At 65.6% G+C, this 26,276-nt stretch carries 28 protein-coding genes; 16 read left to right on the top strand and 12 right to left on the bottom strand.

Going from position 1 to position 26,276, the window contains the following annotated elements:
- Positions 1–128: 128 nt before the first annotated feature.
- Positions 129–578: a pyridoxamine 5'-phosphate oxidase family protein gene (locus tag HMI57_RS03105; protein WP_171584442.1), complete on the top strand. Its 450-nt coding sequence runs from the start codon at positions 129–131 to the stop codon at positions 576–578.
- Here the strand turns inward: HMI57_RS03105 and HMI57_RS03100 are convergent, their stop codons facing one another.
- Both HMI57_RS03100 and HMI57_RS03095 read right to left on the bottom strand, forming a co-directional pair.
- Positions 579–1,436, bottom strand: coding sequence for a universal stress protein (locus HMI57_RS03100; protein ID WP_171584441.1), 858 nt, complete (start codon positions 1,434–1,436; stop codon positions 579–581).
- A 46-nt stretch (positions 1,437–1,482) separates the two neighbouring features.
- Positions 1,483–1,941 (bottom strand): universal stress protein, encoded by a 459-nt coding sequence (locus tag HMI57_RS03095; protein WP_171584440.1) that lies wholly within the window; start codon positions 1,939–1,941, stop codon positions 1,483–1,485.
- Between the two features lie 167 nt (positions 1,942–2,108).
- Here HMI57_RS03095 and HMI57_RS03090 point away from each other — a divergent pair, with 167 nt between their 5' ends.
- From HMI57_RS03090 to HMI57_RS03075, 4 genes are all read left to right on the top strand, one after another.
- Complete coding sequence (locus HMI57_RS03090) at positions 2,109–2,504, top strand: metalloregulator ArsR/SmtB family transcription factor (protein WP_171584439.1); 396 nt, start codon at positions 2,109–2,111, stop codon at positions 2,502–2,504.
- Positions 2,501–4,153 carry a SulP family inorganic anion transporter gene (locus tag HMI57_RS03085; protein ID WP_171584438.1) on the top strand — a complete coding sequence of 551 codons (1,653 nt, stop codon included), beginning with the start codon at positions 2,501–2,503 and terminating at the stop codon, positions 4,151–4,153. The genes HMI57_RS03090 and HMI57_RS03085 overlap by 4 nt, the downstream gene beginning before the upstream one ends.
- Before the next feature lie 93 nt (positions 4,154–4,246).
- Positions 4,247–4,699: a universal stress protein gene (locus HMI57_RS03080; protein ID WP_171584437.1), complete on the top strand. Its 453-nt coding sequence runs from the start codon at positions 4,247–4,249 to the stop codon at positions 4,697–4,699.
- Positions 4,696–5,547: a universal stress protein gene (locus HMI57_RS03075; RefSeq protein WP_171584436.1), complete on the top strand. Its 852-nt coding sequence runs from the start codon at positions 4,696–4,698 to the stop codon at positions 5,545–5,547. Before HMI57_RS03080 ends, HMI57_RS03075 begins: the two co-directional genes overlap by 4 nt.
- A 37-nt stretch (positions 5,548–5,584) precedes the next feature.
- Here HMI57_RS03075 and HMI57_RS03070 read toward each other — a convergent pair whose 3' ends face one another.
- On the bottom strand, positions 5,585–6,430 hold the full coding sequence (locus tag HMI57_RS03070; RefSeq protein ID WP_171584435.1) for an aldo/keto reductase: 846 nt from the start codon (positions 6,428–6,430) through the stop codon (positions 5,585–5,587).
- Between the two features lie 122 nt (positions 6,431–6,552).
- Here HMI57_RS03070 and HMI57_RS03065 point away from each other — a divergent pair, with 122 nt between their 5' ends.
- Positions 6,553–7,641, top strand: coding sequence for a Gfo/Idh/MocA family oxidoreductase (locus HMI57_RS03065; protein WP_171584434.1), 1,089 nt, complete (start codon positions 6,553–6,555; stop codon positions 7,639–7,641).
- Between the two features lie 317 nt (positions 7,642–7,958).
- Positions 7,959–8,669: an S-layer homology domain-containing protein gene (locus HMI57_RS03060; RefSeq protein WP_171584433.1), complete on the top strand. Its 711-nt coding sequence runs from the start codon at positions 7,959–7,961 to the stop codon at positions 8,667–8,669.
- A 116-nt stretch (positions 8,670–8,785) separates the two neighbouring features.
- Here HMI57_RS03060 and HMI57_RS03055 read toward each other — a convergent pair whose 3' ends face one another.
- A complete protein-coding gene (locus HMI57_RS03055; RefSeq protein WP_171584432.1) occupies positions 8,786–11,167 on the bottom strand; it encodes a phosphoketolase family protein in 2,382 nt (793 codons plus the stop codon).
- An 86-nt stretch (positions 11,168–11,253) separates the two neighbouring features.
- Here HMI57_RS03055 and HMI57_RS03050 point away from each other — a divergent pair, with 86 nt between their 5' ends.
- Positions 11,254–11,490, top strand: coding sequence for a PLD nuclease N-terminal domain-containing protein (locus HMI57_RS03050; RefSeq protein WP_171584431.1), 237 nt, complete (start codon positions 11,254–11,256; stop codon positions 11,488–11,490).
- A 37-nt stretch (positions 11,491–11,527) separates the two neighbouring features.
- Positions 11,528–11,977, top strand: coding sequence for a pyridoxamine 5'-phosphate oxidase family protein (locus HMI57_RS03045; protein ID WP_171584430.1), 450 nt, complete (start codon positions 11,528–11,530; stop codon positions 11,975–11,977).
- Here the strand turns inward: HMI57_RS03045 and HMI57_RS03040 are convergent, their stop codons facing one another.
- Positions 11,978–14,848, bottom strand: coding sequence for an FAD-binding and (Fe-S)-binding domain-containing protein (locus HMI57_RS03040; RefSeq protein WP_171584680.1), 2,871 nt, complete (start codon positions 14,846–14,848; stop codon positions 11,978–11,980).
- A gap of 73 nt (positions 14,849–14,921) precedes the next feature.
- Between HMI57_RS03040 and HMI57_RS03035 the strand changes: the two genes are divergently transcribed.
- The 4 genes from HMI57_RS03035 (at position 14,922) to HMI57_RS03020 (ending at position 17,725) form a co-directional block, all read left to right on the top strand.
- Positions 14,922–15,149 (top strand): hypothetical protein, encoded by a 228-nt coding sequence (locus HMI57_RS03035; RefSeq protein ID WP_171584429.1) that lies wholly within the window; start codon positions 14,922–14,924, stop codon positions 15,147–15,149.
- Between the two features lie 67 nt (positions 15,150–15,216).
- Entirely contained in the window at positions 15,217–15,954 is a 738-nt protein-coding gene (locus HMI57_RS03030) for a GntR family transcriptional regulator (RefSeq protein WP_171584428.1), read from the top strand.
- Positions 15,955–15,958: 4 nt separating this feature from the next.
- On the top strand, positions 15,959–17,134 hold the full coding sequence (locus HMI57_RS03025; RefSeq protein ID WP_228720899.1) for an MFS transporter: 1,176 nt from the start codon (positions 15,959–15,961) through the stop codon (positions 17,132–17,134).
- Between the two features lie 72 nt (positions 17,135–17,206).
- Entirely contained in the window at positions 17,207–17,725 is a 519-nt protein-coding gene (locus tag HMI57_RS03020) for an ASCH domain-containing protein (RefSeq protein ID WP_318779185.1), read from the top strand.
- Here the strand turns inward: HMI57_RS03020 and HMI57_RS03015 are convergent.
- The 3 genes from HMI57_RS03015 to HMI57_RS03005 all read right to left on the bottom strand — a co-directional run bounded on the left by HMI57_RS03015 (position 17,717) and on the right by HMI57_RS03005 (position 19,351).
- Positions 17,717–18,259: a GNAT family N-acetyltransferase gene (locus HMI57_RS03015; RefSeq protein WP_346655119.1), complete on the bottom strand. Its 543-nt coding sequence runs from the start codon at positions 18,257–18,259 to the stop codon at positions 17,717–17,719. The genes HMI57_RS03020 and HMI57_RS03015 overlap by 9 nt on opposite strands.
- Complete coding sequence (locus HMI57_RS03010) at positions 18,256–18,786, bottom strand: GNAT family protein (protein WP_171584426.1); 531 nt, start codon at positions 18,784–18,786, stop codon at positions 18,256–18,258. The genes HMI57_RS03015 and HMI57_RS03010 overlap by 4 nt, the downstream gene beginning before the upstream one ends.
- A gap of 73 nt (positions 18,787–18,859) precedes the next feature.
- Positions 18,860–19,351: a GNAT family N-acetyltransferase gene (locus HMI57_RS03005; RefSeq protein WP_346655118.1), complete on the bottom strand. Its 492-nt coding sequence runs from the start codon at positions 19,349–19,351 to the stop codon at positions 18,860–18,862.
- A gap of 114 nt (positions 19,352–19,465) precedes the next feature.
- Between HMI57_RS03005 and HMI57_RS03000 the strand changes: the two genes are divergently transcribed.
- A complete protein-coding gene (locus HMI57_RS03000) occupies positions 19,466–19,759 on the top strand; it encodes a DUF4287 domain-containing protein (RefSeq protein WP_171584425.1) in 294 nt (97 codons plus the stop codon).
- Positions 19,760–19,801: 42 nt separating this feature from the next.
- On the opposite strand, the gene HMI57_RS02995 is transcribed toward HMI57_RS03000, so the two are convergent.
- The 3 genes from HMI57_RS02995 to HMI57_RS02985 all read right to left on the bottom strand — a co-directional run bounded on the left by HMI57_RS02995 (position 19,802) and on the right by HMI57_RS02985 (position 22,435).
- Positions 19,802–20,293, bottom strand: a complete 492-nt coding sequence (locus HMI57_RS02995; protein WP_171584424.1) for a MarR family transcriptional regulator — start codon at positions 20,291–20,293, stop codon at positions 19,802–19,804.
- 301 nt (positions 20,294–20,594) lie between these two features.
- Positions 20,595–21,551 carry an acyl-CoA thioesterase gene (locus HMI57_RS02990; RefSeq protein ID WP_171584423.1) on the bottom strand — a complete coding sequence of 319 codons (957 nt, stop codon included), beginning with the start codon at positions 21,549–21,551 and terminating at the stop codon, positions 20,595–20,597.
- Positions 21,552–21,601: 50 nt separating this feature from the next.
- Entirely contained in the window at positions 21,602–22,435 is an 834-nt protein-coding gene (locus HMI57_RS02985; protein WP_171584422.1) for an ACT domain-containing protein, read from the bottom strand.
- A gap of 233 nt (positions 22,436–22,668) precedes the next feature.
- Here HMI57_RS02985 and HMI57_RS02980 point away from each other — a divergent pair, with 233 nt between their 5' ends.
- A complete protein-coding gene (locus HMI57_RS02980) occupies positions 22,669–24,150 on the top strand; it encodes a glyceraldehyde-3-phosphate dehydrogenase (protein ID WP_346655117.1) in 1,482 nt (493 codons plus the stop codon).
- A 155-nt stretch (positions 24,151–24,305) separates the two neighbouring features.
- On the opposite strand, the gene HMI57_RS02975 is transcribed toward HMI57_RS02980, so the two are convergent.
- Positions 24,306–25,094, bottom strand: coding sequence for an NAD(P)H-binding protein (locus HMI57_RS02975; protein ID WP_171584421.1), 789 nt, complete (start codon positions 25,092–25,094; stop codon positions 24,306–24,308).
- Between the two features lie 107 nt (positions 25,095–25,201).
- Here HMI57_RS02975 and HMI57_RS02970 point away from each other — a divergent pair, with 107 nt between their 5' ends.
- Positions 25,202–26,185 (top strand): aldo/keto reductase, encoded by a 984-nt coding sequence (locus tag HMI57_RS02970; RefSeq protein WP_171584420.1) that lies wholly within the window; start codon positions 25,202–25,204, stop codon positions 26,183–26,185.
- Positions 26,186–26,276 lie beyond the last annotated feature (91 nt).

Here is a 26,276-nt window from a genome sequence, read left to right as displayed (position 1 = left end):
CCAGTGATTGAACCGGTGAACCTTCACTCCGTCAGCCTGCTGATGGTGAAGGCGCCTGCTTAAGCTGACCCGGCTGATAAGGTCTTCCGGCCCTAGTCCAGCGGGTATGAAAACCATACTCTCGGGCTATGGACTCCGAGGATACACCCACCACCGTTTTGCCCGCCCACACCTGCTGGGAGTTGCTGAGGGATGCCCCCTATGGCCGGCTTGCCCTCTGCATCGACGGTCAGCCGGAGATCTTCCCGATCAATACCCAGGTGGACCACGGGACCCTGGTTTTCCGGACCGCCGAAGGCGCCAAACAGCGGGCGGCCGAGGGCGCACCCATTGCCTTCGAGGCCGACGGCGTCATGGCGGACGGGACGCGGGCCTGGAGCGTGGTGATCAAGGGGCATGCGTCAACGATCCAGTTGACCGCCGAGCTGATCGCGACCATCCACCTCCCGCTGCACGCGTGGGAGCCGGGGCGTAAAGACCGTTTCATGCGGATCGTTCCAGCGTCCATCTCCGGGCGGAGCTTCACTGTCACTCCCGCCCCTCCTCAGCACGGGGCCCCGGTAGCCAGCGACGAGTGACTACCGGCGGGTGACCACCAAGGTGGGGCACTGCGGAGTCAGCAGCAGCGTATGCGTGACCGAGCCCAACTGGATGCCGGGTCGAGCCCCACGTCCGTGCCTGCCGATCACCAACAGGTATGCACCCGCCGCGTGAAACGACAGCGCTTCGGTCGGTGCGCGCTCCCGGTCGACCACCCTCGACACTACGAGGCCCGGATGGGCTGCCTGCACCTCTGCGAGCGTCTCCTGGGTCTTACCTTCCCCGAACGGATCCTCAGTGGAACCATCGACCGCCGTGACGACCGCCAGCCCACGGTTCGCACTGGACGCCTCGGTGGCAGCCGCTTGGAGGGCCGTCAGGGACTCAGCTGAACCATCAACGCCCACCACCACCGCTCCGTCCTCCTGCCGCACGGCTGGCGCATCCCGGGGGATCACCACCACCGGCGCAAAGCTTCCCAGCACCACCTGCTGCCCCACTGACCCCAAATACTCACCGTTGCGATGGTCCATCCTGTCTGCGCCCACCACAATGAGGGAGGCGTCAGCTGAAAGATTCACGAGAGCGTCCACGATGTCCCCGGAGTGCACATTAGCGGTGACATGCGCCGCCGGATAGTCGGTACACACCTTTCTCGACTCCTCATCCAGCATCTGCCGTGCCGCGGCGATCAGGCTGCCGTAGGGGGTCCCTCCGGCCGCCACCGGAGGGACAAGCGATGGGTCGGGGATAGCGTGCAGCACCGTGACGTGGTGTCCGGTGAGCGCACTACGCGCCACCGCCCAGCGCAGGATCGCTGGACCTGTGACCTGGTCCCTGAAGGCGACAACGATCGGGTGTTCGCGGACCCGGGAGGAGGGCTGCGCATCGGTCATGCCGTAGGTCCCTCGGGGACGATGACCGCCCGGCTAGGCACCGCCTTCACGCGCCATCCTCGGGCATCTCACCGGTGGATCCTTCAACCACCAGGACCGGGCATTTGGCGTGCGCCACGCAGGCGCCGCTGACCGACCCCATCAGCAACCCCCTGAAGGTACCGTGACCGCGGCGACCCAGCACCAGCATCACTGCCCCCTCAGCCGTCTTGACCAGCCCTTTGGACGGATGGGAGAAGATGACCAGCTTCTCCAGCCCCTCCGGCGGATTCCCCCCGAACGCGGCCTCGACTGCCGAATCGAGGTGCTTCTGGGTGATTGCCTCGAAGTTGTCGCTCCCCAAAGGGACGTAGCCGGCGTACTCCGGCGGGTAGTCCCAGGTGCTGACCGCCTGGATCACTGCCCCGAACGGCGGCGCGAGTTTCCTCGCGAAGCGCAGCGCGGCAATTGACTGTTCTGAACCGTCCACTCCGACGACGATGCGGGGTGAGGTGGATGCGTCCATGGTGTGCCTCCCGGGTCAGCGCGGCAGGGTTTGCAGCAGCTTCATTCAGTGTCGCCCGCGGGACCCACCGGCGTTAGGGTCTTACGGCCCGTTCTTGGGGTAAAGACCGTCGGTACTTCTTAAATGATAGAATCATCAAACAATCAAGTAGAGGGAGCCGGATGTCAATGGAACAGGAAAACCAAGGGCCCGCGTTCGCCGACTTCCGTGCGCCCCTGTATGAGGTGAAGGCCAACCTCTTCAAGGGGCTTGCCCACCCGGTGCGCATCCGAGTCCTGGAACTCCTCTCCGCCGCCCCCGAGGTGTCGGTGTCCGATCTCCTGTCGGCGACAGGACTGGAAGCCTCACACTTGTCGCAGCACCTGTCGGTCCTGCGGCGCTACCGACTCGTGACGTCGGACCGCCGGGGACTCCAGCAGTTTTACACTCTTGCCGATCCCCTCGTGGCGGAGTTGCTGGCGGTTGCCCGCGGACTCCTTGAGAACGTGCTCCACGCGACCAAGGAAGACCTTGAAACGGCGACTGTCCCCCGTCCTTCGTCCACCACCAGGGACACCCTGTGAGGGCCCTCCCGGCACTACTTCCCTCGGTCAAGGACTATGCCCAGTTGCCCCGCACCTGGAAGGGGGATCTCATTGCTGGCCTCACGGTCGGCATTGTCGCTTTACCCCTGGCGCTCGCATTCGGTGTCAGCTCCGGTGCCGGGGCGGCCAGCGGTCTCATCACGGCCGTCGTCGCGGGCCTGGTAGCAGCTATTTTCGGCGGCTCCCATGTCCAGGTGTCGGGTCCGACCGGTGCGATGGTCGTGGTGCTGGGGCCGGTCATTGCAACCCACGGAATCGAGGCTCTGGCCCTGGTGAGCGTGCTCGCCGGGGTGATGGTCGTTGCAGCCGGGGTCCTGAAGCTGGGGCGGGTGGTGTCCTTCCTGCCCTGGCCCGTCATCGAGGGTTTCACCCTCGGGATCGCCATCATCATTTTCCTGCAGCAGGTACCCGCCGCCATTGGTGAGGACGCCGGCCCCAGCAGCAACGCGGCCATCTCAGCACTGCAGGCGGCCAGCGGCGCCTCGTCGGCCGAGTTCCTGGCGGCCGCGGCCCTCGTCGCGCTCGTCGCCCTCATCATGGTGGTGGCGCCGCGGATCCACCACCGCATTCCCGGCTCCATCATCGCGATCATCGCAGCCAGCCTCCTGGCCGAGCTACTCGCCCTGCCGGTGGCGCGCATCGGCGCCCTCCCGGATTCCCTGCCCGCCCCCACCGTGCCCGGCTGGGACTGGCAACTCATCCTGATGCTGGCCGGACCAGCCGCCACGATCGCCATCCTCGCTGCGATCGAGTCACTATTGTCAGCACGGGTGGCTACCTCCATCTCCGACACCGGCCCCTACGACGCGGACCGCGAGCTCTTCGGGCAGGGTCTGGCATCCGTCGCGTCAGGGTTCTTCGGCGGCATGCCCGCAACAGGTGCGATTGCCCGGACCGCAGTAAATATCCGGTCGGGCGGCCGGACACGGCTCGCCGCCGTCACCCATGCCCTGATCCTCCTGTTCGTGGTCTACCTGGCAACGGGACCGGTGTCCCGCATACCGTTGGCTGCCCTCGCCGGCGTCCTGATGGTGACGGCGGTCAGAATGGTCTCGATCTCAACCCTGCGCAGCGTCGTCGGGTCGACCCGCGGGGACACCGTGGTCCTGGTCATCACCGCCGTCGTCACGGTCTCCTTCGACCTGATCCAAGCGGTGGGCATCGGAGTGCTGGCGGCAGCGTTCTTCGCCCTGCGGGCGTTGGTGAAGTCCGGTGGGGTCCACCGCGAGGAGATCACCGGCCCCGCGAGGGACGGTGATGCGCGGATCGCCGTCTACCGCATCGAAGGCGCACTCTTCTTCGCCGCCGCGGAGCGGGTCCTGGAACGGGTCAGCGACATCGACAATGTCGAGGTGGCCATCATCCGGATGTCCCAGCTGCAGTCCCTTGACGCGACCGGCGCGCGGGTCATCGCGGAGCTGATCAACACTCTTGAACGGCGCGGCATCACCGTGCTCGTGAAGGGTGTCCAGGAGCAGCACCTGCGTCTGATTACCAAGGTTGGGGTCCTCGAGTCCCTGCGGCATCGGAATCATCTCTTCACGGCACTGGAGCCCGCCATCGAGCACGCGCGCAGCCACGTCGCCCGGAACCGGGAGACACCCGCCGCGGCCCATCCTCTCGCCTAGATTTCCCGCCAGCCGCGGGACCAAAGCCTCTGGACCAGCCAACCCTGACGCGCCACGGTGGGTAGACAGCTACCACTGCCGGGAGGGACACCCATGGAACACCGCATCGTCGTCGGCGTCGACGGTTCGCCGTCGTCACTCCTCGCGCTGCAGTGGGCGGCCCGACTGGTTCCCACCGTCGCCGACTCGGTCACTGCGGTGGCCGCCTGGCAGGTGCCCTTCACCTACTACGAGTTCCCGGTCTCGGGGTGGGACCCGAAGAGTGTCGCCCGGACCATCCTGTCCAAAGCCTTGGATGAGGCCTTCGACAGCGAACCCCCGCCGTTTGTCAGCGCAGAAACCCGTCAGGGCCCGGCGGCTGGTGTGCTCATGGAGGAGAGCCGGAACGCCGAAATGCTCATTGTGGGCAGTAGGGGCCACGGCGGATTCGTCGGCCTGCTGCTTGGGTCGGTGAGCTCCGCGGTCGCTGAGCACGCCAGCTGTGCCGTTTTGATCGCCCATGAACCAGAAAAGCACTCTCCCCCTAGCGGAAGCAGCATCGGATGAAGCACAGCATCGTCGTCGGTTACGACGGTTCGGATCAGTCACGCCTGGCTCTTGAATGGGCCGTCCGGCAGGCGGTACTCGAGGAGCGGTCCCTGCATCTGGTGCACTGCTGGATCTGGCCCCTCTTCACGGATGACCTAGGTCCGGTGGAAGGAGTGGCGGACAGCGGGCTGAGGCACGCAGCCGAGGCGATCGTGGCCGAAGGCGTCGAGGAGACGAAGCGGCTGGCCCCGGACCTTGAGGTGAGGACAAGCCTCGTCTCAGGCGTCTCCTCGGGGGTGCTGGAGAGGATGTCGCGCACCGCGCATCTGGTGGTGGTGGGGAGCCGAGGGCTAGGCGGATTCATGGGTCTGCTGGTCGGATCGGTCAGTCTCAAGCTGGCAGGTACGGCCCACTGTCCGGTCGTGGTGGTGCGGTCCCGGGCGAACCCTGCCGGACCAGTCCTCATTGGCCTCGACGGTTCGCCGAAAAGTGACACTGCACTCGATGACGCCATCGCGCTCGCGGCGGCGTGGAAGGCTCCGCTTAAGCTCATGCACGTGCGCGACGACGTCCGCCTGTTTGGGCGCAACCATTCCTACCCGGGGTCTGACGTTTTGGCCATGCAGATCCTCGCGGATGCGGCGATCCGCGCCCGGGCGGCCGTTCCCGGCATCGAGCTCGAATCGGTGCTGGTCACCGGCCATTCAGTGGCCGGCACCCTCCTCGAAGCGGCCACCACCGCCCGGATCATGGTGGTGGGCGAGACGGGTCAGGGAAACTTCCTGGGCGCGGTCGGTTCGACAGCGCAAACCATCCTGCACCACGCCCCCGGAAACATCATGATCTCCCGGAGACCCCGGGGCTGATCCCTCGGTCTCAGCCCACCATCCGGGCGGCCGGTGCCTACATCTGGGTGAAAGCAGCCACGGCGGGATCGGCGCCGATGCGGCCACCCGACTCCAGCGCTGACACTTCGTCCACCTCAGCCGGGGTCAGGGTGAGGCTGACGGCCGCCAGGTTCTCCCGCATGCGGGTGGAATCCGACGACTTGGGGATAACGATGGTGCCCTGCGCGAGATGCCAGGCGAGCACTACCTGGGCCGGGGTGGCCCCGTACTTGCCCGCCAGCGCTTCGACGGGTGCGGCTGTGAGGTCTGCGCCCTGGCCCAGCGGGCTGTAGGCCTCCACCGCAATGCCCAGGGAACGGTTGTTCGCTGCGAGATCCTGCTGCTGGAAGGTGGGATGGATTTCGATCTGGTTGACCGCCGGGACAATCTCCGACGCGGCGAGCAAGGTGTCGAGGTGGTCCGACAGGAAGTTCGAGACACCGATGGCCCGGATGCTCTTGTCGGCGTAGAACTTTTCCATTTCCTTCCACGCGCCGGTGAACAACCCCTGCGACGGCACCGGCCAGTGAATCAGGTACAGATCGAGGTAGTCGAGCCCGAGGGCATCGCGGCTGCGGTTGAACGCATCGGAGGCCTCGCCCTGCTCACCGTTGCGCAGCTTGGTGGTGATGAACAGTTCCTCCCGCCGGATGCCGGATGCGGCGAGTGCCGCCCCGACGCCCGCCTCATTCCGGTAGGCGGCAGCTGTGTCAATGTGCCTGTAGCCTGCCTCCAGTGCGTCCTCGACAACCCGCTGCGTTTCGGCCGGCGGGATCTGGAAGACGCCGAACCCCAGCTGCGGGATCTCGACGCCGTTGTTGAGGGTCACGGTGGGAACGGTGTTTTCAGTTGGCTGGGACATCATCAATTCCTCGGGTGGTCGGATTGGTTTCGTCGGATAGGACTGTACCGGAATTGGGAGCCGGCAGTGCAGAATGGGGCCATGAGCCTGACTCCCGCAGCCCCTGCCCCGACGGCAGCCCCGTGACCGCTGCCGACCCGGTGCGCACCGACTTCGCAGTCATCGGCAGCGGCTGGCGTAGCCTCTTCTTCCTCCGGATAGCCCGTGAACTACCGGAACGCTTCCGGGTCGTCGGGCTGGTGACCCGCAGCGACGCTACCGGAGCCAATATTGAAAGCGCGTGGGGTGTTCCCACCTACCGGACGATCGACCAGCTCCTGAACCACACCATGCCGAAATTTGCTGTGGTGTCGGTTCCTCGGACGGTGGCTCCCGAGACGATCACCCGTCTGGCAGGCCACGGCGTTCCGGTCCTCACCGAAACCCCTCCCGGACCCGACGTGGAGTCAATGCTTCCCCTGCACCAGCTCGTGGCGGACGGCGCGCTCATCCAGGTGGCCGAGCAGTACCACCTTTCCCCGTTGCTCGCCGCCCAGCTGGCGATCGCCCGGTCCGGGAAACTGGGGGAGATCAGCCAGGCGACGGTGGCGCAGTGCCACGATTACCACGGGGTCAGCCTCATCCGCCGGGCACTCGGGGTCGGATTCTCGGACGTCCGGATCAGCGCCTCAGCCTTCGAGTCGCCCCTGGTGCAGGGTCCGGACCGGACCGGCGATCCCACTCGGGAGACCCGGGTGACGTCGCACCAGATCACCGCCCGGCTGGATTTCGGTGGCCAACTGGGGGTGTACGACTTCGCCAACGAGCACTACCGCTCCTGGATTCGCGCCAACCGGCTGCTCATCCGTGGGGATCGGGGAGAGATCAACAACCACGAGGTGAGCTACCTCCAGGACTTCCGCACTCCGATATTTAGCACCATCAGTCGCGTCGACACCGGTGTTGGCGGGAACCTTGAAGGCAAGTTCCTCCGGGGGCTCATCTGTGGTGATGAATGGGTGTACCGCAACCAGTTCATGCCCGCCCGGCTGATGGACGACGAACTGGCGATCGCTGAATGCCTGGCCCGCATGAGTGACCATGTTGACGGCGGCCCCGAGTTCTACAGTCTCGCCGAGGCGTCGCAGGATCATTACCTCCAGCTGCTGATGAGGCAGGCTGTCGCCACCGGTGAGGTCGTGACCTCCTCACGGCAACCGTGGGCACCATGAACCCGGCCCCGAAGGTGGCGGACGTCGCAGGGATGGTTGAGGAGCTGGCCGGAGCCCCCGACGACGCTGGCATCCTCCACATCGATCGGACGCTCCTCGGACCGGGCTCCTGATGGACAGCTGAGTCGCGAGATGAGCTACCTCCAGGATGGGCACTTGACGTAAGTAACGGTTCGATTCCGTGGCTGGATTGTGCTGTTCAGCCCAGCACCCCGCGGATACTGTTCGGTATATGGGGGCGCCTCGCTGCGGCGTGCCACCGTCACTCGCCCGCTGCTGCCCCGTGGAGTAGCCGTATTGCCTCCGAAAGGAGCACCATGACCTTTGTTCGACGTGCAGTCCGCGCAGGAACAGCCAGCATGGCCGCCCTCGCCCTCCTCTTCCCCCTGGCGTTGCCTGCCGCGGCTGGCCCCGTGGTGACACCCGCCAAGCCTCCGCCGGTATACCACTCGCCCGTCGGATTCATTGATGTTCCCTACGATCACATGTTCTTCAAGGAGATCGACTTCATGGGGCACGAGGGAATCAGCACCGGCTACCCCGACTTCTCCTTCCGACCGGGCGCCATTGTTAACCGCGATTCTGCCGCAGCCTTTTTCTACCGGTACTTTACGGCTCCGGGTGATTACACTGCACCCGCAGTGTCGCGGTTCACCGACGTCCCGGTTGGCCACCAGTTCTTCACGGAGATCCACTGGCTGGCCGAAAATGACATCACCACGGGGTACCCGGATGGAACCTATCGCCCCCACCAGCCAGTCGATCGCGACGCTATTGCGGCGTTCTTCTTCCGCGCGATCGGCGTGGGAACCGCGACCTACCGGCCCCCGGCGCAGTCCCCGTTCGCCGATATCCCGTTGAACCATATGTTCTACCGAGAAATAGCCTGGCTGTACCAGAGCGGCATTGGCACCGGGTGGATGCTCGGCGACGGCACGCGGGTCTTCCGCCCGATGACGGAACTTCCCCGCGAAGCTTCGGCGGCCTTCTTCTACAGGAGCTACCTGGCCTGGGGTCAGCTGCGGTAAGCCCCGGCGAATCACCAAACCGTTTCCGGTGGGCAACTTGGACTTCGTTGGCCAGCATTTTCAGCCGAAAATTCAGAGTGCCCACCAAGGGACCCGGTCACTCACCTGATGGACGGCTAGGGCCCGCCAACCGAAGACCGGCCCGTCCACTGCCAGTTTCTCACCTCGGGTAGGTCCTCGCCCTCCGCGCGAATGTACTGGTGGTGGGTGATGAGCTTGTCCTTCAGTTCCTCCCGCGCGTGGGAGGAGACGTCCCGCAGCCGGGGCACCCGGTCGATGACGTCGATGGCCAGGTTGAACCGGTCGATCTGGTTCATCACGCACATGTCGAACGGTGTGGTGGTAGTGCCCTCCTCCTTGTATCCCCGCACGTGGAAATTGTCGTGGTTGGTATGGCGGTAGGTCAGGCGGTGGATCAGCCACGGGTAGCCGTGGTACGCGAAAATCACCGGCTTGTCCTGGGTGAATACCGCGTCGAATTCCGGTCCGGACAGGCCGTGCGGATGGTTGCCCTGGTCCTGCAGCCTCATCAGATCCACCACGTTGACCACCCGAATCCGCAGATCCGGGAAGTAGGTTTGCAGGATTTCGACGGCGGCGAGTGTTTCCATCGTCGGCACATCACCGGCGCAGCCCATAACGACGTCGGGCTCCAGCCCGGCGTCGGAGCTCGCCCATTCCCAGATCCCGACCCCCTTGATGCAGTGCTGGATCGCTGACTCCATGTCGAGGTACTGCAGCTGGGGCTGCTTCCCGGCGACGATGATGTTCACGTACTGCCGACTGCGCAGGCAGTGGTCGGCCACCGACAGGAGCGTGTTCGCATCCGGTGGCAGGTACACCCGGATCACGTCCGCCTTCTTGTTGACGGCATGGTCAATGAAGCCGGGATCCTGGTGGGAGAACCCGTTGTGGTCCTGCCGCCAGACATGCGAGGTCAGCAGGTAGTTCAGGGAAGCGACGGGCCGCCGCCACGGGATGCGGTTGGTGGTGTCGAGCCACTTGGCGTGCTGGTTGAACATCGAATCGACGACGTGGATGAACGCCTCGTAGCAGGAGAAGAACCCGTGCCGGCCGGACAGCAAATAGCCTTCCAGCCACCCCTGGCAGGTGTGCTCGGACAGGATTTCCATCACCCGGCCGTCGCGGGCCAGATGATCGTCCCCGGGGACCACCTCGGCGTTCCACGCCCGATCGGTGGTCTCCAACACCGCATCCAACCGGTTGGAGTTGTTCTCGTCGGGTGCGAACACCCGGAAGGAGTCCATGTTGGACGCCATGATGTCCCGCAGGAAGGTGCCCAGCACCCGGGTGGACTCCACAGCGCCCGTCCCGGGCGTCTCCACGGGCACCGCATAGTCCCGGAAGTCGGGCATCGTCAGATCCCGGAGCAGCAGCCCACCGTTGGCATGCGGGTTGGCGCTCATCCGGCGAGGGCCCGCCGGGTGGAGCTCACGGATGGTCGGGACGGGTGCGCCGTCGTCGTCGAACAGCTCCTCGGGCCGGTAGCTCCGTAACCACTCCTCGAGAATCTTCCGGTGCCCCGGGTCTTCCCGCGCCTTGCTGAAGGGAACCTGGTGGGCACGCCAGGTGCCTTCCACTTTGACGCCGTCGACGTCGGCGGGCCCGGTCCAGCCCTTCGGCGAGCGCAGCACGATCATGGGCCAGAGCGGACGATGATCGTCACCCTCGATCCGGGCGCGATGCTGGATTTCCTGGATCTTGTTGAGGCAGTCATCCAGGACCCGGGCGAAGTCCTGGTGCATCTGCTCCGGATCCGAGCCCTCCACGTAGTGCGGGGTGTGGCCGTAGCCGCGGAGCAGCCCTTCGAGTTCCTCGTGGCTGATCCGGGCCAGGACCGTGGGGTTGGCGATCTTGTAGCCGTTCAGGTGCAGGATCGGCAGGACGGCTCCGTCCCTGCGGGCGTCGACGAACTTGTTGGAGTGCCAGCTGGCCGCGAGGGGGCCGGTCTCAGCTTCGCCGTCGCCAATAATTGCCGCGACGGTGAGATCCGGGTTGTCGAACGCCGCCCCGTACGCGTGGGACAGCGCATATCCCAGCTCGCCGCCCTCGTGGATCGAGCCGGGGGTCTCCGGTGCCACATGGCTGGGGATGCCGCCGGGAAAGGAGAACTGGTGGAACAGGCGCCGCATCCCGTCGCCGTCGAAGGAGATGTCCGGGTAGGTTTCGCTGTAGGTCCCTTCGAGCCAGGCCGAGGCGACCGCCGCCGGCCCGCCGTGGCCGGGTCCCATGATGTAGATCATGTCGAGGTCACGCGCCATGATCACCCGGTTCAGGTGGGCGTAGATGAAGTTCAGCCCGGGCGTCGTCCCCCAGTGTCCGAGCAGCCGGGGCTTGATGTGCTCTGGTTCCAGGGGTGCCTTCAGGAGGGGATTGTCCATCAGGTAGATCTGTCCCACCGACAGGTAGTTGGCCGCACGCCACCAGGCGTGGATGTTCGACAGTTGGGCAGGATTCAGGACCGGCTGCTGGCTCATGGGTTCAAGCGTGCGCCCAACGGTGCCGAGGATCTAGTGCCGAAAGGCCCTTATCGTGAGCCCGGCGCTGAAGCTACGGTGAATAAATGGACAAGAAACTTGAAGGTAAAAAGTCCCGCAAGTGGAGCGACCTGTCGGACCGCCAGAAGGCTATGACGCTGGTGATGGGCTCCATCCAGCTGTCCCTCGCGGCGACCGCCTGGACGGATCTCGCCAAGCGTCCGCCCGAACAGGTGAACGGGCCCAAGCTCGCCTGGACCGCGATCATCGCCATCAATTTCGTTGGCCCGGTGCTGTACTTCGTCATCGGACGTCGCCGCTAGACACCACCTCACCCGCCCCAACAAACGAAGGCTTTCCATGACCTCCTCCACCACCAACGACGAATTCTGGGACGGTCCTGGCCTTCTCCGCGCCTCCGAGCCGCTGGGCACCGACGAATGCTGGGCTCTGATGGCTGGGCAAACCACGGGGCGGATCGGGTTCCTGAACGAGGGGCTGGTGACGATTTTCCCCTTGAACTGCATCGTCTACGACCGGGGCGTGTACTTCCGCACCGCTGAAGACGGCGTGATCGCCCGGAGCGCCTTGGAGCGGGCAGCGTTCCAGTTCGACCACATCGACACGGTTGCCCGGAGCGGTTGGACCATCCTGGTCAACGGCAGGGTGGAACGGGTCGCGGACCCCGAACTGCTGACGACGCTGTGGGGCCGGCCCACCGACGAGCCGTGGGCCCCCGGCCAGCGCAACCTCTTCTGCGGCATCACCGCCGACAAGATCAGTGGACGGCGCGTCCACCCGACCCATTAGCTACCCCTCGGGTCGTTCCGGGTCCAGCAGTTGCGCCAGGTGAATGCCGCGGCGCTCGCTGAGGTCCTCCAGTTGGGTCCGGCAGGAGTACCCGTCGGCCAGCACGACGGCGGCGTCAGTGGCTCCCCGGACTGCCGGGAGGAGCTGCTGCTCGGCGACCGCCACCGAAATGTCGTAGTGCCCGCGCTCCACACCGAAGTTCCCTGCGAGACCGCAGCACCCGCCAAGTTTCTGCAGCGTGGCACCCGCGCCCTCCAGAAGGGCCGCGTCGGGGCTCCAGCCCATCACCGCATGGTGGTGGCAGTGCGGCTGCGCAACAATAGAGGTCCCAACGAGCGACGGTGGGGTGTAGCCGGGGGCCTTCGCGAGAAACTCGGCGAGGGTGTGGGTGGCCTCGGCCACCCGACCGGCCGTGGCGTGACCGAGCAGCTCGACGGCGTCGGACCGGAGCACGCCCGTGCAGGACGGTTCCAGGCCGACGATGGGAATGCCCCGGTCAACCGACTCCCCCAGCACCGTGACGCTGGAGCGCAGGATTTTCCGGGCGGCATCGAGCTGGCCGGTCGAAATCCAGGTAAGACCGCAGCAGACCGGCGCGTCGGGGATCAGCACCTCATAGCCGGCGGCTTCCAGCACCCGTACCGCTGACTGTCCTACGTCCGGCGAGAAGTTGTTGGTGAACGAATCCGCCCAGAGCAGCACCTGCGGCCGGTCCTTGGCACTGGTTCCGGCACTGGCGCTGGCCCGCGCGGTGAACCAGGAGTGGAAGGTCTGCGGCGCGAACGCGGGGATGGAGCGCCGCTGGTCGACGCCGGCCAGCCGGAGTCCCAGCTGACGGACGCCGGGTAACCGGACCAGGGCATTCACCAGCCGAGGTGCGAAGGCGGCCAGTTTCGCCCAGCGCGGTAGCCAGCCCAGCGAGTAGTGCGAAGCGGGCCGGATCCGGCCCTTGTGGCTCTGGTGCAACACCTCGGCTTTGTAGGCGGCCATGTCGATGCCGGTGGGGCAATCCGAGGCGCACCCCTTGCAGGACAGGCAGAGGTCCAGGGCGTCGTGTACCTCGGGTGCCCGCCAGTTCGGTTTCCCGCCCGTGGTGCCGCCGGTGACCGACCCGTTGATCATCTCCTGCAGCACCCGAGCCCGGCCCCGGGTAGAGTCCTTTTCCTCCCGGGTGGCCAGGTAGGACGGGCACATCACTGAGCTGTTGTCAGCGTGCGATGCCCGGCACAACCCCACGCCGGTGCAGCGGTGGACCGCCTGGCTGAAGTCGCCGTCGTCGTGCAGGTACCCGAAGCCCAGTTTGGAGCGCAGTGGACCCGCCTCGGCCACCCGGACGTTCGCGTCGAGCGGTTCCGGGTTCACGAGGATGCCGGGATTGAGGATGTTGTCCGGGTCGAGGATGCCCTTGACCTTCCCGAACAGGGAGATGGCTGCGGGCGAGTACATGTAGGGCAGGAGTTCGCTGCGGGCGCGGCCGTCGCCGTGTTCACCGGAGAGGGAGCCGCCGTAGCGGGCCACCAGTTTCGCGGCGTCGGTGAGGAAGGCGCGAAAGACTGTGGTGCCGTCGTTGCCCAGGGGGAAGTCGAGACGGATGTGGACGCAGCCGTCGCCGAAGTGGCCGAAGGGGAAGCCGGTCAACTGGTGGGTGAGCAGCAGGTCGTCGAATTCGCGGAGGTAATCGCCGAGCCGTTCCGGAGGCACAGCGGCATCCTCCCAGCCGGCGTGGGCGGGTGCGCCGGTGGGTGAGCGGCCAGCGAGTCCGCCGCCATCCTCACGGATCCGCCAGAGCGCCAGCGCTTCCCGCGGATCGGTGATGATCCGGGCATGCCTGGCCTGCTCGATGGCGCTGAGGCGTCCGGCGCGATCTACGACGTCGACGGCGTCGTCCCCGGAGATCTCGACGAACAGCCAGGCTGCACCGCCGGGCAGTTCCGGCACCGCCTGCGGTCCCTTCCGGGAACGGACCACCTCGACGATGCGCGAGTCCAGGCCTTCGCAGGCGGTGGGACGGAAGGGCAGGACGGAAGTGACGGCGTCGCCGGCGTCGCCGATGGTGTCGAACCCGAGCACCACCATGGTCTTGTGCGGTGCGTCGGCGACGAGCCGCACGCCGGCCTCGAGCACGACGGCGAGGGTGCCCTCGCTGCCGACCAGCGCCCGGCGCAGGTCGAAGCCGCGTTCCGGGAGCAGGTGTTCGAGGGAGTAGCCGGAGACCTGACGGCCGAAGCGGCCGAGTTCGGTCCGGATAGTGCCGAGTTCGGCGCCCACCAGCGAGCGCAGGGCGTCGGTTTCCGGCGACGACGGCGTGCCGTCCGCGCCAAGGTAGAGCCGGGTGCCCGAGCCGGTGACGACGTCGAGGTGGGTCACGTTGTCGGCGGTGCGACCGTACGCGAGTGCCCGGGATCCGCAGGCGTTGTTGCCGATCATCCCGCCGACGGTGCAGCGGGTGTGGGTGGACGGGTCGGGTCCGAAGCGGAGCCCGTGGGTCAGGGCCACCTTCTGCAGGGTGGCGTGCACGGCGCCGGGTTCGACGACGGCGGTGCGGGTTTCGGCGTTGAAGTCCAGCACCCGGTTCAGGTGACGGCTGAAGTCGATCACCACGCCGGCGCCGATTGAGTTCCCGGCCAGCGAGGTGCCAGCGCCGCGGGAAGTGAAGGGGATCCCGCGTTCCCGGCAGACGTCCAGGGTGGCCAACACCTCGTCGAGATGGCGGGGGAAGACCACGGCGGTGGGCTGCACCCGGTACAGCGAGGCGTCCGAGGAGTAGGTGGCGCGCGACGTCGGATCCACCCGTACGTCGGGGACGCCCCGGGACTGGAGTTCGGAAACCAGGGAGGTAGGTGCTGTGAGCGTCGTCGCCATGAGTAACATGTTACTCACCGTGTCCAGCCCATCCTTCCCTGAACCATTGTGGAACCCACATGGGGAACGTAGCGTGAGGCTCATGGAGTATCTACGGCATGTGACCTCCCTGTTGTTCATCCTGTCCTTCTGGCCCATGATGGCTGGCACTGTCGAGCTGCCCCTAGCTCTCTGCTTCCCCATTGCCGCCGTCCTCCTGACCCTGGTCAATGAGGTGGTCATCCAACGCCGGCGGAAGGCTGACGAGGCGTTCACCAGCCAGTTCAGCCCCAATCCCACCCTGGTTCACGCCTACCGCGAGGATTTCTAGGCGGCTTTCCGTCCGGCACGCTGCGCGGACGGCGGGTGCGCCGCCGTCGCGCATTACCCTTGGAGTCATGTCACCCGCCGACGACGACGCCCGCACCCCCACCGCGCGGCCGCCGTCCCTCACCGACCGAACCATCGAGGCCGTTCGGGAGGGAATCCGGAACGGCTCACTGGTCCCCGGCGAGCTGTATTCGGTCTACCGGTTGGCTGATGAACTGGGTGTCTCCCGCAGTCCGGTCCGCGACGCACTGCTGCGGTTGGCGGAAACCGGGATGGTGGCGTTCGAACGCAACCGCGGGTTCCGGGTGGTGGTGCCCGGCGCCAGGGAATTGACCGAGATCATCGCTGTCCGGCTGGCCCTTGAGGTGCCCGCGGCGGAACGGGCGGCGGTCCGGGCCACCGACGTCGACCGAGCCGCCCTACATGCCGAACACCTGGCGATGCAGGAGGCGGTGCTCGCGGGCGACGAAACGGCCTTCATGCTGCACGACCATCGCCTGCATGGGCTGCTGCTGGATCTCGCCGGCAACGCGCACGCTGCCCGGATCATTGACAACCTGCGGGATGCCACCCGGCTGGTCGGCGCGTCGACGATCAAACAATCGCGGTCCCTGGACGACGTGTACCGGGAGCACCGGCCCATCCTGGACGCGATCGACGACGGCGACCCGGGCGCCGCCGGTGCCGCCATGCGCCTCCACCTGGAATCCACTGGGAAGCTGCTCCTGCGGGGTGCAATGGGAGCCAGGGATACGTCGCTGTGGGAGGACCTGGTCGATCCGGTGTCCGGACCGGGCGACAGGTAACCGGATGACCGAAGAGGTGGAGCGGCGCCCCCGGGGTGGGCTCGCCGCAATGTGCATCACCCAGACCACGAGCTGGGGATTGCTGTACTACTCATTGCCCGTGGCCGTGGTGCCCATCGCGCAGGACACCGGGTGGAGCGCAGCAGCGATCACCGCCGCGTTCTCTGCCGGGCTAATTGTTTCGGCGGTGGTGGGGATCTGGGTGGGCCGGTTGCTGGACCAGCGCGGACCCCGGCGCCTGATGGTGACCGGCAGCCTGGTCGGTGTTGCTGCACTGTTATTGGTGGCAGCGGCTCCGAACCTGCCCGTCTTTGTTGCCGCCTGGCTGGTGGCAGGACTGGCGCAGGCCGCCGTGTTCTATCAACCCGCCTTTGTGGTGCTGACCCGTTGGTATGGGCCGGCCCGGGTACGTGCCCTGACCACCCTGACCCTGGTTGCTGGGTTTGCGTCGCCGATCTACGCGCCGTTGACGGCGCTGCTGATCGAGAGTGTCGGTTGGCGCTCGGCCTACGTGGTGCTCGCGGTCGCCTTGGCGGTAGTCACCATCCCGCTGCACTGGTTCTTCCTGAATGCGCAGTGGTCGGTGCCGGTACCTGTTCAACCCCGGCAGGCAGTCACCCGCGACGTCCGGATGACGACGCGCAGCCGTCGGTTCATCATGCTGCAGGTGGCGGTTGCAGCGGCCACCCTTGCCCTCTTCGCGGTGACGTTCAACCTGATTCCCCTCCTGCTGGAACGCGGCCTCGACTACCGGACCGCTGTGCTCGCGTTCAGCCTGATCGGGGTGGGCCAGGTCATCGGCCGGCTGTTCTTCGCCGTTCTCCCCGGTAAGGCGAACCCGGTGCGCCGTGCGGTGCTGTTGCTGGCCGCGGGCGCGACCAGCCTGTGGCTACTGGGCCTGCTGCCCGGGCCGGCGTTTGCGCTCATTGCGGTGACGGTTCTGGCGGGCGCGGTCCGCGGCTGCGTCACCCTGCTCCAGGCGACAGCGGTTGCCGACCGCTGGGGTACCGCGAACTTCGGGGCCGTGCAGGGCGTGTTCGTGGCGCCGGTGACAGCCGTCGGTGCTCTGGCTCCAGCAGCGGGGCCTCTCCTCGCGGGGCTGCTCGGAGGATATCCGGCGATGGCGCTGGCCATGGCTGGGGTGGCAACCCTTGGAGTCCTGGCTGCGGCACGCTCCTGAGTGTCAGCCGTCAGAAGTCCAGGACACCGTCCCGAGCTGGTCGGCCTGCGGTGCGACTTCTGGCACGATGGTGTGGTGGAATCTCAATCTGTCGCCCCCGTAGACCAGCAAGCAGGTATTCGGATGTGGCAGGACTATTGCGCCGCTCATCCCGAGGCCGTCGCGGCGTCACCCGAGTACACGATCGAACATTTCGGAGACACCCGGCGACTGGCTGATGAACTGCTTGCCCATGTCCTCAGCGGACGGAAGCGTGCGACGGCGGAGCTTGTGCTCGACTTCATCGCCCGCGGCGATCAGGTGCCCCGCATCGGATCCCACTGGATAGCCTGTGACGGAGGTGGGATACCTCGCATCATCATTCGCAGCCTGGAACTCCGGATCGGTGATTTCACCAGTGCAGATGCTGCGTTCGCCGTCGACGAAGGCGAGGACGATCTGAGCCTGGAGAGCTGGCGGCGCGAACACCGCCGGTACTGGACCCGGGTAGCAGCAGCCCAGGGGAGGCACTGGTCCGAAAGCGATGAGATCGTGTTCGAGCGTTTTGGCGTGGTGTGGCCGCCGGAACATGCTGACTCCGCCCTAGGCTAGACGTCCGGCAGCCTCTGCCAGGTACAGCTCACACGTTGCGTTGTAATAGTCATTCGTCGCACCCTGATGCTTCATCCCGATGCGCCTACACACACTTTGAGAGGCTGTGTTCTCAACCGAGGTTACCGCGATGACCCGGTCCAGGCCCTCCCCGAAACCGTGTGCCAGCACAGCTGATGCTGCTTCGGTGGCGTATCCCTTCCCCCAGTAATCGGGATGGAAGTGCCACCCAATTTCCGTGTCACCCGATGGTTGAAGCGGTGCCTCACCCGACGCGGGAATCCCCTTCAACAGGATGGTCCCCACCACTTGGGAATCACTCGCTCGCTGCACCGCCCAAAAACCCTGGACAGGGTGATCGAAGCTCCGGCACTTCTCGATCAGCCTGTCTGCCGCAGAGCGATCCTCCATCACCCGCGGAACCAACCCAATGAAGCGCTGGACCTCCCACCGTGAGTACAGGTCGTAAACAAACTCGGCATCCGTTGGCTCCCACCCTCGGAGCAACAAACGGTCGGTCGTCAAAGTCTTCACATGGCCCCCTGGTACAGGAGCCATCGGTTGACCTGCACTGAGGTTCCTCCCTGAGACCCCCAGTAGGAGTCCACTTGGAGAAAACCCGCACGTTCAGCGACCTTTTCACTTGCGGTGTTACCGGCGACTGTCTCCAGTGCCACTGCAGGAAAACCATTGTCGAAGAGCCAGGTTGCAAGCAGCCGAACTGACTGCGTGGCCATCCCGCGGCCGCGGGCGTCGGGTTTCAGCACATAGAAGATTTCCGGTTCACCGCCGTCGCGCCACCCCATTCCAACCGTGCCCATCGCCGAGCCATCGATCACTATCGCGTAGCGGGCAGCGAGCCGGCTCCTGTGACGTTCCTGGGTTCGTACTATCCGGCTGCGGGCACCTAGTTCCTCGAGATTCGGTGGATAGAAGGTCCACTGGGGAACATCTGCAACTCGGCTCAGGTCGAATTCCAACTGCCAGTCTTCCTCTGTCAGGCACCGGAGTTGGAGATACTCACCGCCGATTTCTTCCGGGAATGGGATAGGAAACGCCATCTCCCGATCATGGCACAGGCCCGAGTGTGACCGCTCGGTTCCCAGCCGGTCGCTCATACACACTGCAGGGCGTCTACTCCGTCGATAAGTCCTTGAAGTAGCGTGCTACCGGCCACCGCTCAAAGCCAACGGCTTCATACGCCTGCCGGGCTGCGGCGTGGCCGGGGTCATCCCCTGTTTCCACCATGACCATTCGCATCCCCGCGGCTTTTGATCGTTCGAACGAATGTCGCAGGAGGGCGCGCCCAACTCCCTGTCGCTGGAACTGGGGATCCACCGCGAGTACATAGACTTCGCCCATGCTGTCCTCCGGGTGCAGCCGGGTACATACCCATCCGGCTAGATCCGCGCCGACAAACGCCAGGTTTACGTTTTCAGGCTCCTTGTCGAGGACCGCCGCAAGGTCGTTGTGCTGTCTTTCCCTCCACCCTTCGGGGTAGAAAGCATCGTAAACAAAATGAGATACGGCCTGTTTGACTAAGGGAAAGACCGGTTCCCACGCGCGCAGTGATAAGGCCAGAACGTCTTCCCTTTGGCTCTCAACAAATGGAGTGATGCGCAGCACTCCCCCACCCTATCTCGCCCCACGAGACCCGTAGCCGGAGCGCTATCTTCAGTGAAGATGGGCTAGCGAACTCTCAGCAGATGCGGAACAGTAGCCCGAAGGAAAGGAAGATCCATGTCATTCCAGGCTTACCTCGACGCGGTCGAAAAGAAGACGGGGCTAACCCCGCGCGAGCTGATCGAAATCGCTCATCGGCGCGGCTTAGGTCCGGACACCAAGGCAGGTCCCATCCTGACCTGGCTCTCTGAGGAGTACGGACTTGGCCGGGGTCACGGTATGGCCATGGTGCATGTCATCACAAAGGGCGACAGCATCGGTAGCAAACACGTAGGCACGGGGACCACCCACAATGACCCGAAGGATCACCTGTGGCTGGATGGTATTGCCACTAAGCCAGAGGACTACTGAACGCTGCGGAAGTATCCCGGCAAGCCCCTTGGCTACGAAGTACTAGTCCTGGGAGGTGGCGGCGATAAGCGCACGCATGGTGCGGTTCAGTTCGCTCACCTGGTCCCGGGAAAGGTTCAAGCGTTCCATCATCGTCCCGGGCACAGAAAGCGCCTGCGCACGTAGTTTCATCCCAGCATCGGTCAGGCCTACGTTGAGGGCCCGTTCATTCCCACTAACCCGTTCCCGAGTGATGAACCCTAACGCTTCAAGGCGTTTGAGCATTGGTGAGAGGGTCGCAGACTCCATCAGGAGAACTGCGCTCAGGGATTTCACGGTCCGCGGGCTCTGCTCCCATAGGGCGAGCATCACCAAGTATTGAGGATGCGTAAGGTCGAGGTCTTGCAGAACGGGGCGGTAGGCGTTGACCACGCTTCGGGAGGCTACCGAGAGGGCAAAACAGAGTTGGTGCTCAAGCAGCAGATCATCCTCTGCGGCAGGACTGGTGTCCGTGCTATTAGCTTCGGGGGAAACGTCTTTGGGAGGAATGCTCATCGCTCCGGCGTCCGGGGGTTGAGGTACGTCGACCCATCGGCGTTTCGGACTATCTCCCATTGCTCCAGCTCTTGCTGCCTACCCCGTTCAGCCGCATCGCCCCGGTACACGATCTTTCCGCCGGTGTTACCGCGCGCTGCAGGACCCAGGATTACCTGTAGTTTACTGGTCGCTTTCATGAAACGGACCGCAAAGGGTGTCTTTCGAGCCATGAATGATCCTTAGAACAAGGGGAGTGTCGGTATTAGTTAGTCTACTAACAGTTAGTGTACTAACCAAAACGAACGGCGCCACATCCGCCTTAGCTGATCAGGTGATTCGGGAGCCGGTTCCCGGGCGCCCGGCCCCTGATCTCCAGGAGCTCCCGCGCATGGGCCTCCAGCCGGCGGTCCTCCTCCGACCGGGGAATCCACCCCGGTACCGCAACGGCCGTCCCCGTCTCATCCCGGGCCACCATGACGGTCAGACAGTAGGTGGTCAGGTGCATCTCATCCTCGGTGGGCCTCCCGGACCTGACGTGGACCGCAATGTGCATGCCCTTGTTTCCGGTGTAGACCAGCCGCGCTTCCACCTCGACCACGTCGCCGATCAGCAGCGGACGGTAAAACCGCACCCCGCCGGAGAACACCGCCACAGTGTCCTGCCCGCAGTATCGCGCCGAGCAGACGTAGGCGGCCTCGTCGATCCAGTCCATGACCGTGCCGCCGTGTACCTTCCCACCCCAGTTCACGTCGGTGGGCGCGGCAAGGAACCGCAGCACGACCTTCTCGGCGGTGCCTTCATCGGTGTAGACCTGCCCGCGCATCGCCTCAACGATCTCTTCGCGCACGGCGATGCGGGCTATGGCCGCGTCGCGACGACTGATCTCCTCGGGCGTTGACGGCTCGTACGTCGGGACCGGGACCGGCTTGCCGTCCTCCCCCACCGCCACGAAGATCACCAGGCACCGGCTGCGCATGGTGGGCCCGCTGCCCTTTACATCACCAGACGAGACAACCGTCTGGATGTGCAGCGACGACCGGCCGGTGTACACGATGGTCGCCTCGACCTCCACCATGTCGCCCACGTTGACCGGGTCGGAGAAGTGGATGTTGCCGACATACGCGGTGACACAGTAGCTTTTCGCCCAGCCGACCGCTGCGGCGTAGGCGGCCTTGTCCACCCACTCCAGCACTGTCCCGGCGTCGACGGACCCGCTGTGCCCGAGGTCTGTGGGCGCGGCCAGGAACCGCAAGGTCACCGAGTTGGTCTGATCCATGGAGACAGTATTGCTCACAACCGCCCGGCCGCGGCTATCTGTGTCGACGGTTAGCCACCACCGACCGGCTGACGCTCCACACTCTCTGCAATCTCCGCGAGACGGTGCGCCCGCGCGGATTCCGCGAGGGTGAACGGCTCGCCCGTCCGCCGGAACAGCAACGGCCCGTGCCAGGCCGTCGGGATCTTCAGGATGGTCCGGTCCGTCGACGACGACGGCGCCACCTCACAGGGCTGCACCACCTCAGCGGACAGCAACTCGGCCACCACATGCCGCAGCTCGCTGGGATCCCGGGTCAGCCGGGCCGCGAGCGTCAACGCCTTCGTCTGCCCATCCGCGAGGGCAAGCGCCGTCGTCGGCCAGATGCTGGCAGCCCGCCCGCCGGCGTCGTGCAGGACCCCCAGAATGTCATCCTCCCTGAGGCCGCCCGGCGCGGACAGCACAAACTCGTCCAGCGTGCCGAGCTCGGCGGGGTGCACGTGGATGCTGAGGATATTGATGTCGAGCCGGGCCAGCCGCCGCGTGATCCGCTCCAACGCTCCGGGTTCGTCACGCACCAGGACGCGCGCCCGCCACAGGGCCGCCGCCGTGTCGAGACGGCGTCGCCGTCGGATCGCCGGAGCGTGAAGGAAGGAACGCAGCAGCCTGGCAGCCGCCGGGTCAGCCACGAAGATCACCAGCGCGGTCGCCGTGACCGCCAGGACCAACACCTTGGCCAGGTACGGCAGGTGGGTGTTGACCACGGCGGCGTGCACCAGCAACTCGATGGGGAGCATCACCGCCACATTGGCGAGCGTCACCCGGGTCTTTCCCGGTTCGGGAAGTTGACCGCACGAATCACAGATCAGGTCGGCAGTCGCCGCATGGGTCAGGTGTCGCTTCATACCTCCAGCATGCGGTCCAGCTGTTTCGCCTGCATTGCGATGTCGTGACCGTTTATCACCAAACGCCGTGGGGACGATATTCTGGGGTCACTACCCGCGCACCACCGAAGCCCCCGACACCGTCGTCCGGGCGGAACGCGCGACTGAGCCAGCACCCGCAGACCGGGTCCGCCCGACCAGGGCAGCTGGCCGGACACAGCGCTGGAACACCCAGCGGCAGGAAGGGACAGATAGTGCACCGCGACCCATCGGAATGCCTTGACACATGGATGAGCCGAGAGGCTCTGGCCGAGGGAATGATCCCCGTCATCGGGCGGCTGTACCGCGAGAACAACGTGGTGATCAGCATTCACGGGCGGAGCCTCATCAACAAGTCGGCGATGAACATCCTCAAAGCCCACCGGTTTGCCCGCCGGATCAGCAAGGAAGAGCTGTTCCTGGAGGAGACCGCACCCCTGCTGCGCACCCTGGTGGACCTGGATCTGGGTGCCGCGGCCATCGATATCGCCCGGCTCACCCAGAAGTTCAAGGCCGACGGCGGCGGGGCCTCCCTGGAGGACTTCCTCCGGGCGGAACTGGCCGACGTCGTCGACAAGCGCGGCGCTGACGAACGCACCAGTACCGACGTCGTGCTCTACGGATTTGGCCGTATCGGCCGCCTGGTCGCCCGGCTCCTCATCGAGAAGGCCGGCGGTGGCCACGGGCTGCGCCTGCGCGCCATCGTGGTCCGCAAGGGCGCCGACAATGACCTGATGAAACGGGCCAGCCTGCTCCGCCGCGACTCGGTGCACGGCAGCTTCGAGGGCACCATCCGGATTGACGAGGAAGCCAACACGATCACCGCGAACGGTGTCCACATCCAGGTCATCTACTCGAACGACCCCTCCACCGTCGACTACACCGCCTACGGCATCAAGGACGCACTGCTGGTCGACAACACCGGCCGCTGGCGCGACGAGGAGGGACTGTCCAAGCACCTGCAGAGCAAGGGCATCGCCCGCGTGCTCCTCACCGCACCGGGCAAGGGCGCGCTGAAGAACATCGTGCACGGCATCAACCACAACACGATCCTGCCCACCGACCAGATCGTCACTGCCGCCTCGTGCACCACCAACGCCATCACCCCGGTGCTGAAGGCGATCAACGACCGGTTCGGCGTCGTGCACGGGCATGTGGAGACGGTGCACTCCTTCACCAACGACCAGAACCTGATCGACAACTTCCACCAGGGCGACCGGCGCGGCCGTTCGGCGGCGTTGAACATGGTCATCACTGAGACCGGCGCAGCGAAGGCCGTCGCGAAGGCGCTACCCGAGCTTGAGGGCAAGCTGACGGGCAGTTCCATCCGCGTACCAACTCCCGACGTGTCGATCGCCATCCTCAACCTGACCCTGGCCGACGGCACCAGCAAGGACGAGGTCAACACCTACCTCCGCGAGACGTCGCTGCACTCCGATCTGCGGAAACAGATCGACTACATCGACTCGCCCGACGTCGTCTCGACCGACTTTGTCGGCTCGCGCCGGGCCGGGATTGTCGACGGGCTGGCAACCATCGCGAACGGCACCAACCTGGTGCTCTACGTCTGGTACGACAACGAATTCGGCTACAGCTGCCAGGTGGTTCGCGTCATGGAGGAGATGGCCGGCGTTAACCCGCCGTCGTTCCCCGCGAAGGAACCCGTCGCGGCGACCGTGCGGTCCTCCGCGGTCTAAGACACGCCGCCCGCACCACAGCACCGCCACCAGAATCGCCGGTTAGGGTCAGGTTCGCCGCTTGCTAGCGGCGGATCTTGCCCTAACCGGCGATTCTGCGTTCGGCGGCCCCGGGTCGGCGGCCGCGTCAGGGGATCTTGCTCGGAACAGGGTCCTTACGGCGAGCGGTGGCGGAGCCAGTCCTCGAAGGAGAGCCCGTCGACCGGGCTGTCCGGGGCGAGGTTGTCGCCGCTGCTGAAAAATTTGCCCAGCGCACCGGGCAACGGGACGGTGACCTGCCGGCTGGTGGTTCCGGTGACGTCGCGGTAGATCCGGGCAAGCTCGGCCATGGCGAGCACGCGCGGTCCGCCGATGTTGATCACTCCGGTGGGGGCAGGCTCGTGGGTTGCCGCATCAGCCAGGGCGCCCGCCACATCCTGGACGGAGATCGGCTGGAACGCTGCGCCTTTCAGAACCGGAACAAGTCCCACCTTCCCTCCCGCGTCAAACACTCCGGCCACGAGGTTATGGAACTGGGTGGCCCGCACGATGACTGAGGGGACCGCCGAGTTCTGGTAGATCTTCTCCTGCCGCACCTTCGCACGGTAGTACGAGAAGTCCGCGCGATCCGCGTTGACGATCGAGAGCAGTACCGCCCGGTGCACCCCGGCCTGGAGGGCGGCCGCCAGCAGGTTCAGGGCGCCGTCGTCGAGCACCCTTGCCCCTTTCCCGACCCGGCCGTCCAGGACGTCGATCAGGACGTCGGCCCCGTCCAGCGCCTCCGCCAGATTGTCGCCTTCCGTCACATCGGCCTGGACGTAATCGGCACCTGAGACCCAGCGGCGCGAGTGATGGGCGGGAACGTGGCGGCTCACTGAGCGTGTTTGGTGGCCGCGTCTGACGCACTCGTCCACCACGTGGTGACCCACCAGGCCTGTGCCCCCGACAACCACTACTCTCGCCATGGCCCTCAGGGTACGCGAGGGTGGAAGGACGTGCCAGAGGGCGGAAGCTAGGTCATCCGGACTCCCGGAAGCGGAGGTTACCCGCGCCGGACTACTAGAGTCGAAGCATGGAACAACGAACTCTAGGCAAAACCGCACGCTCCGTTTCGACCGTAGGGCTGGGCACTTGGCAGCTCGGCGCTGACTGGGGGGATGTCGACCCGAAGGACGCCACCGCGATCCTCCACGCCGCAGTCGACGCGGGGATCAACTTCTTCGACACCGCCGATGTGTACGGCGATGGGCGCAGCGAACAAACCATCGGCGCCTTCCTGGCGGATAACCCCGGGCTGGACATCACCGTCGCCACCAAGATGGGCCGCCGGGTGGAACAACAGCCGGAGAACTACACGCTGGCCAACTTCCGCCAGTGGATCGACCGGTCGCGCACCAACCTCCGCATGGACACCCTCGACCTGGTGCAGCTGCATTGCCCGCCGTCGTCCGTGTACTCGGACGCGGAGGTCTACGATGCGCTCGACACCCTGGTCAGCGAAGGCGCCATCCGCAACTACGGTGTCAGCGTTGAACGCACCGACGAGGCCCTGGCCGCCCTGAAGCACGGCAATATTGCCACCATCCAGATCATCCTCAACGCCTTCCGGCTCAAGCCTCTCGACGAGGTGCTGCCGGCAGCGAAGGCCGCCGATGTCGGCATCATCGCGCGGGTCCCGCTGGCCTCGGGCCTCCTGTCGGGCAAGTACTCGAAGGATACGACGTTCGCCGAGAACGATCACCGGAACTACAACCGCACGGGGTCAGCCTTCGATGTCGGTGAGACGTTCTCGGGCGTCGACTTCACCACCGGACTCACCGCGGTGAAGGAGTTCGAGGAACTGGTTCCCGACGGCGTCACCACCGCCCAGGCGGCCATCGCCTGGATTGTGGCCCAGGACGGAGTCACCAGCGTGATTCCTGGTGCCCGCACCGTGGAGCAGGCACGCGCCAACGCCGCGGCTGCCGACACCGGCGCTCTCGGCGCTGAGCTCAACAAGGGTGTCGCCAAGATCTACGACCGGCACTTCCGCGAAGCCATCCATCCCCGCTGGTAGTTTCTCGGCCTCCGGCTAGCACCGCATACGACGGCGGCCCCCACCCTGCGAGGGTGGGGGCCGCCGTCGTATGCGGTGCTGTTTAGTAGAT

The organism is Arthrobacter sp. 260 (assembly GCF_013116745.1).
Classification (GTDB): domain Bacteria; phylum Actinomycetota; class Actinomycetes; order Actinomycetales; family Micrococcaceae; genus Arthrobacter_D.
This window is presented reverse-complemented; position numbering and strand designations above follow the sequence as displayed.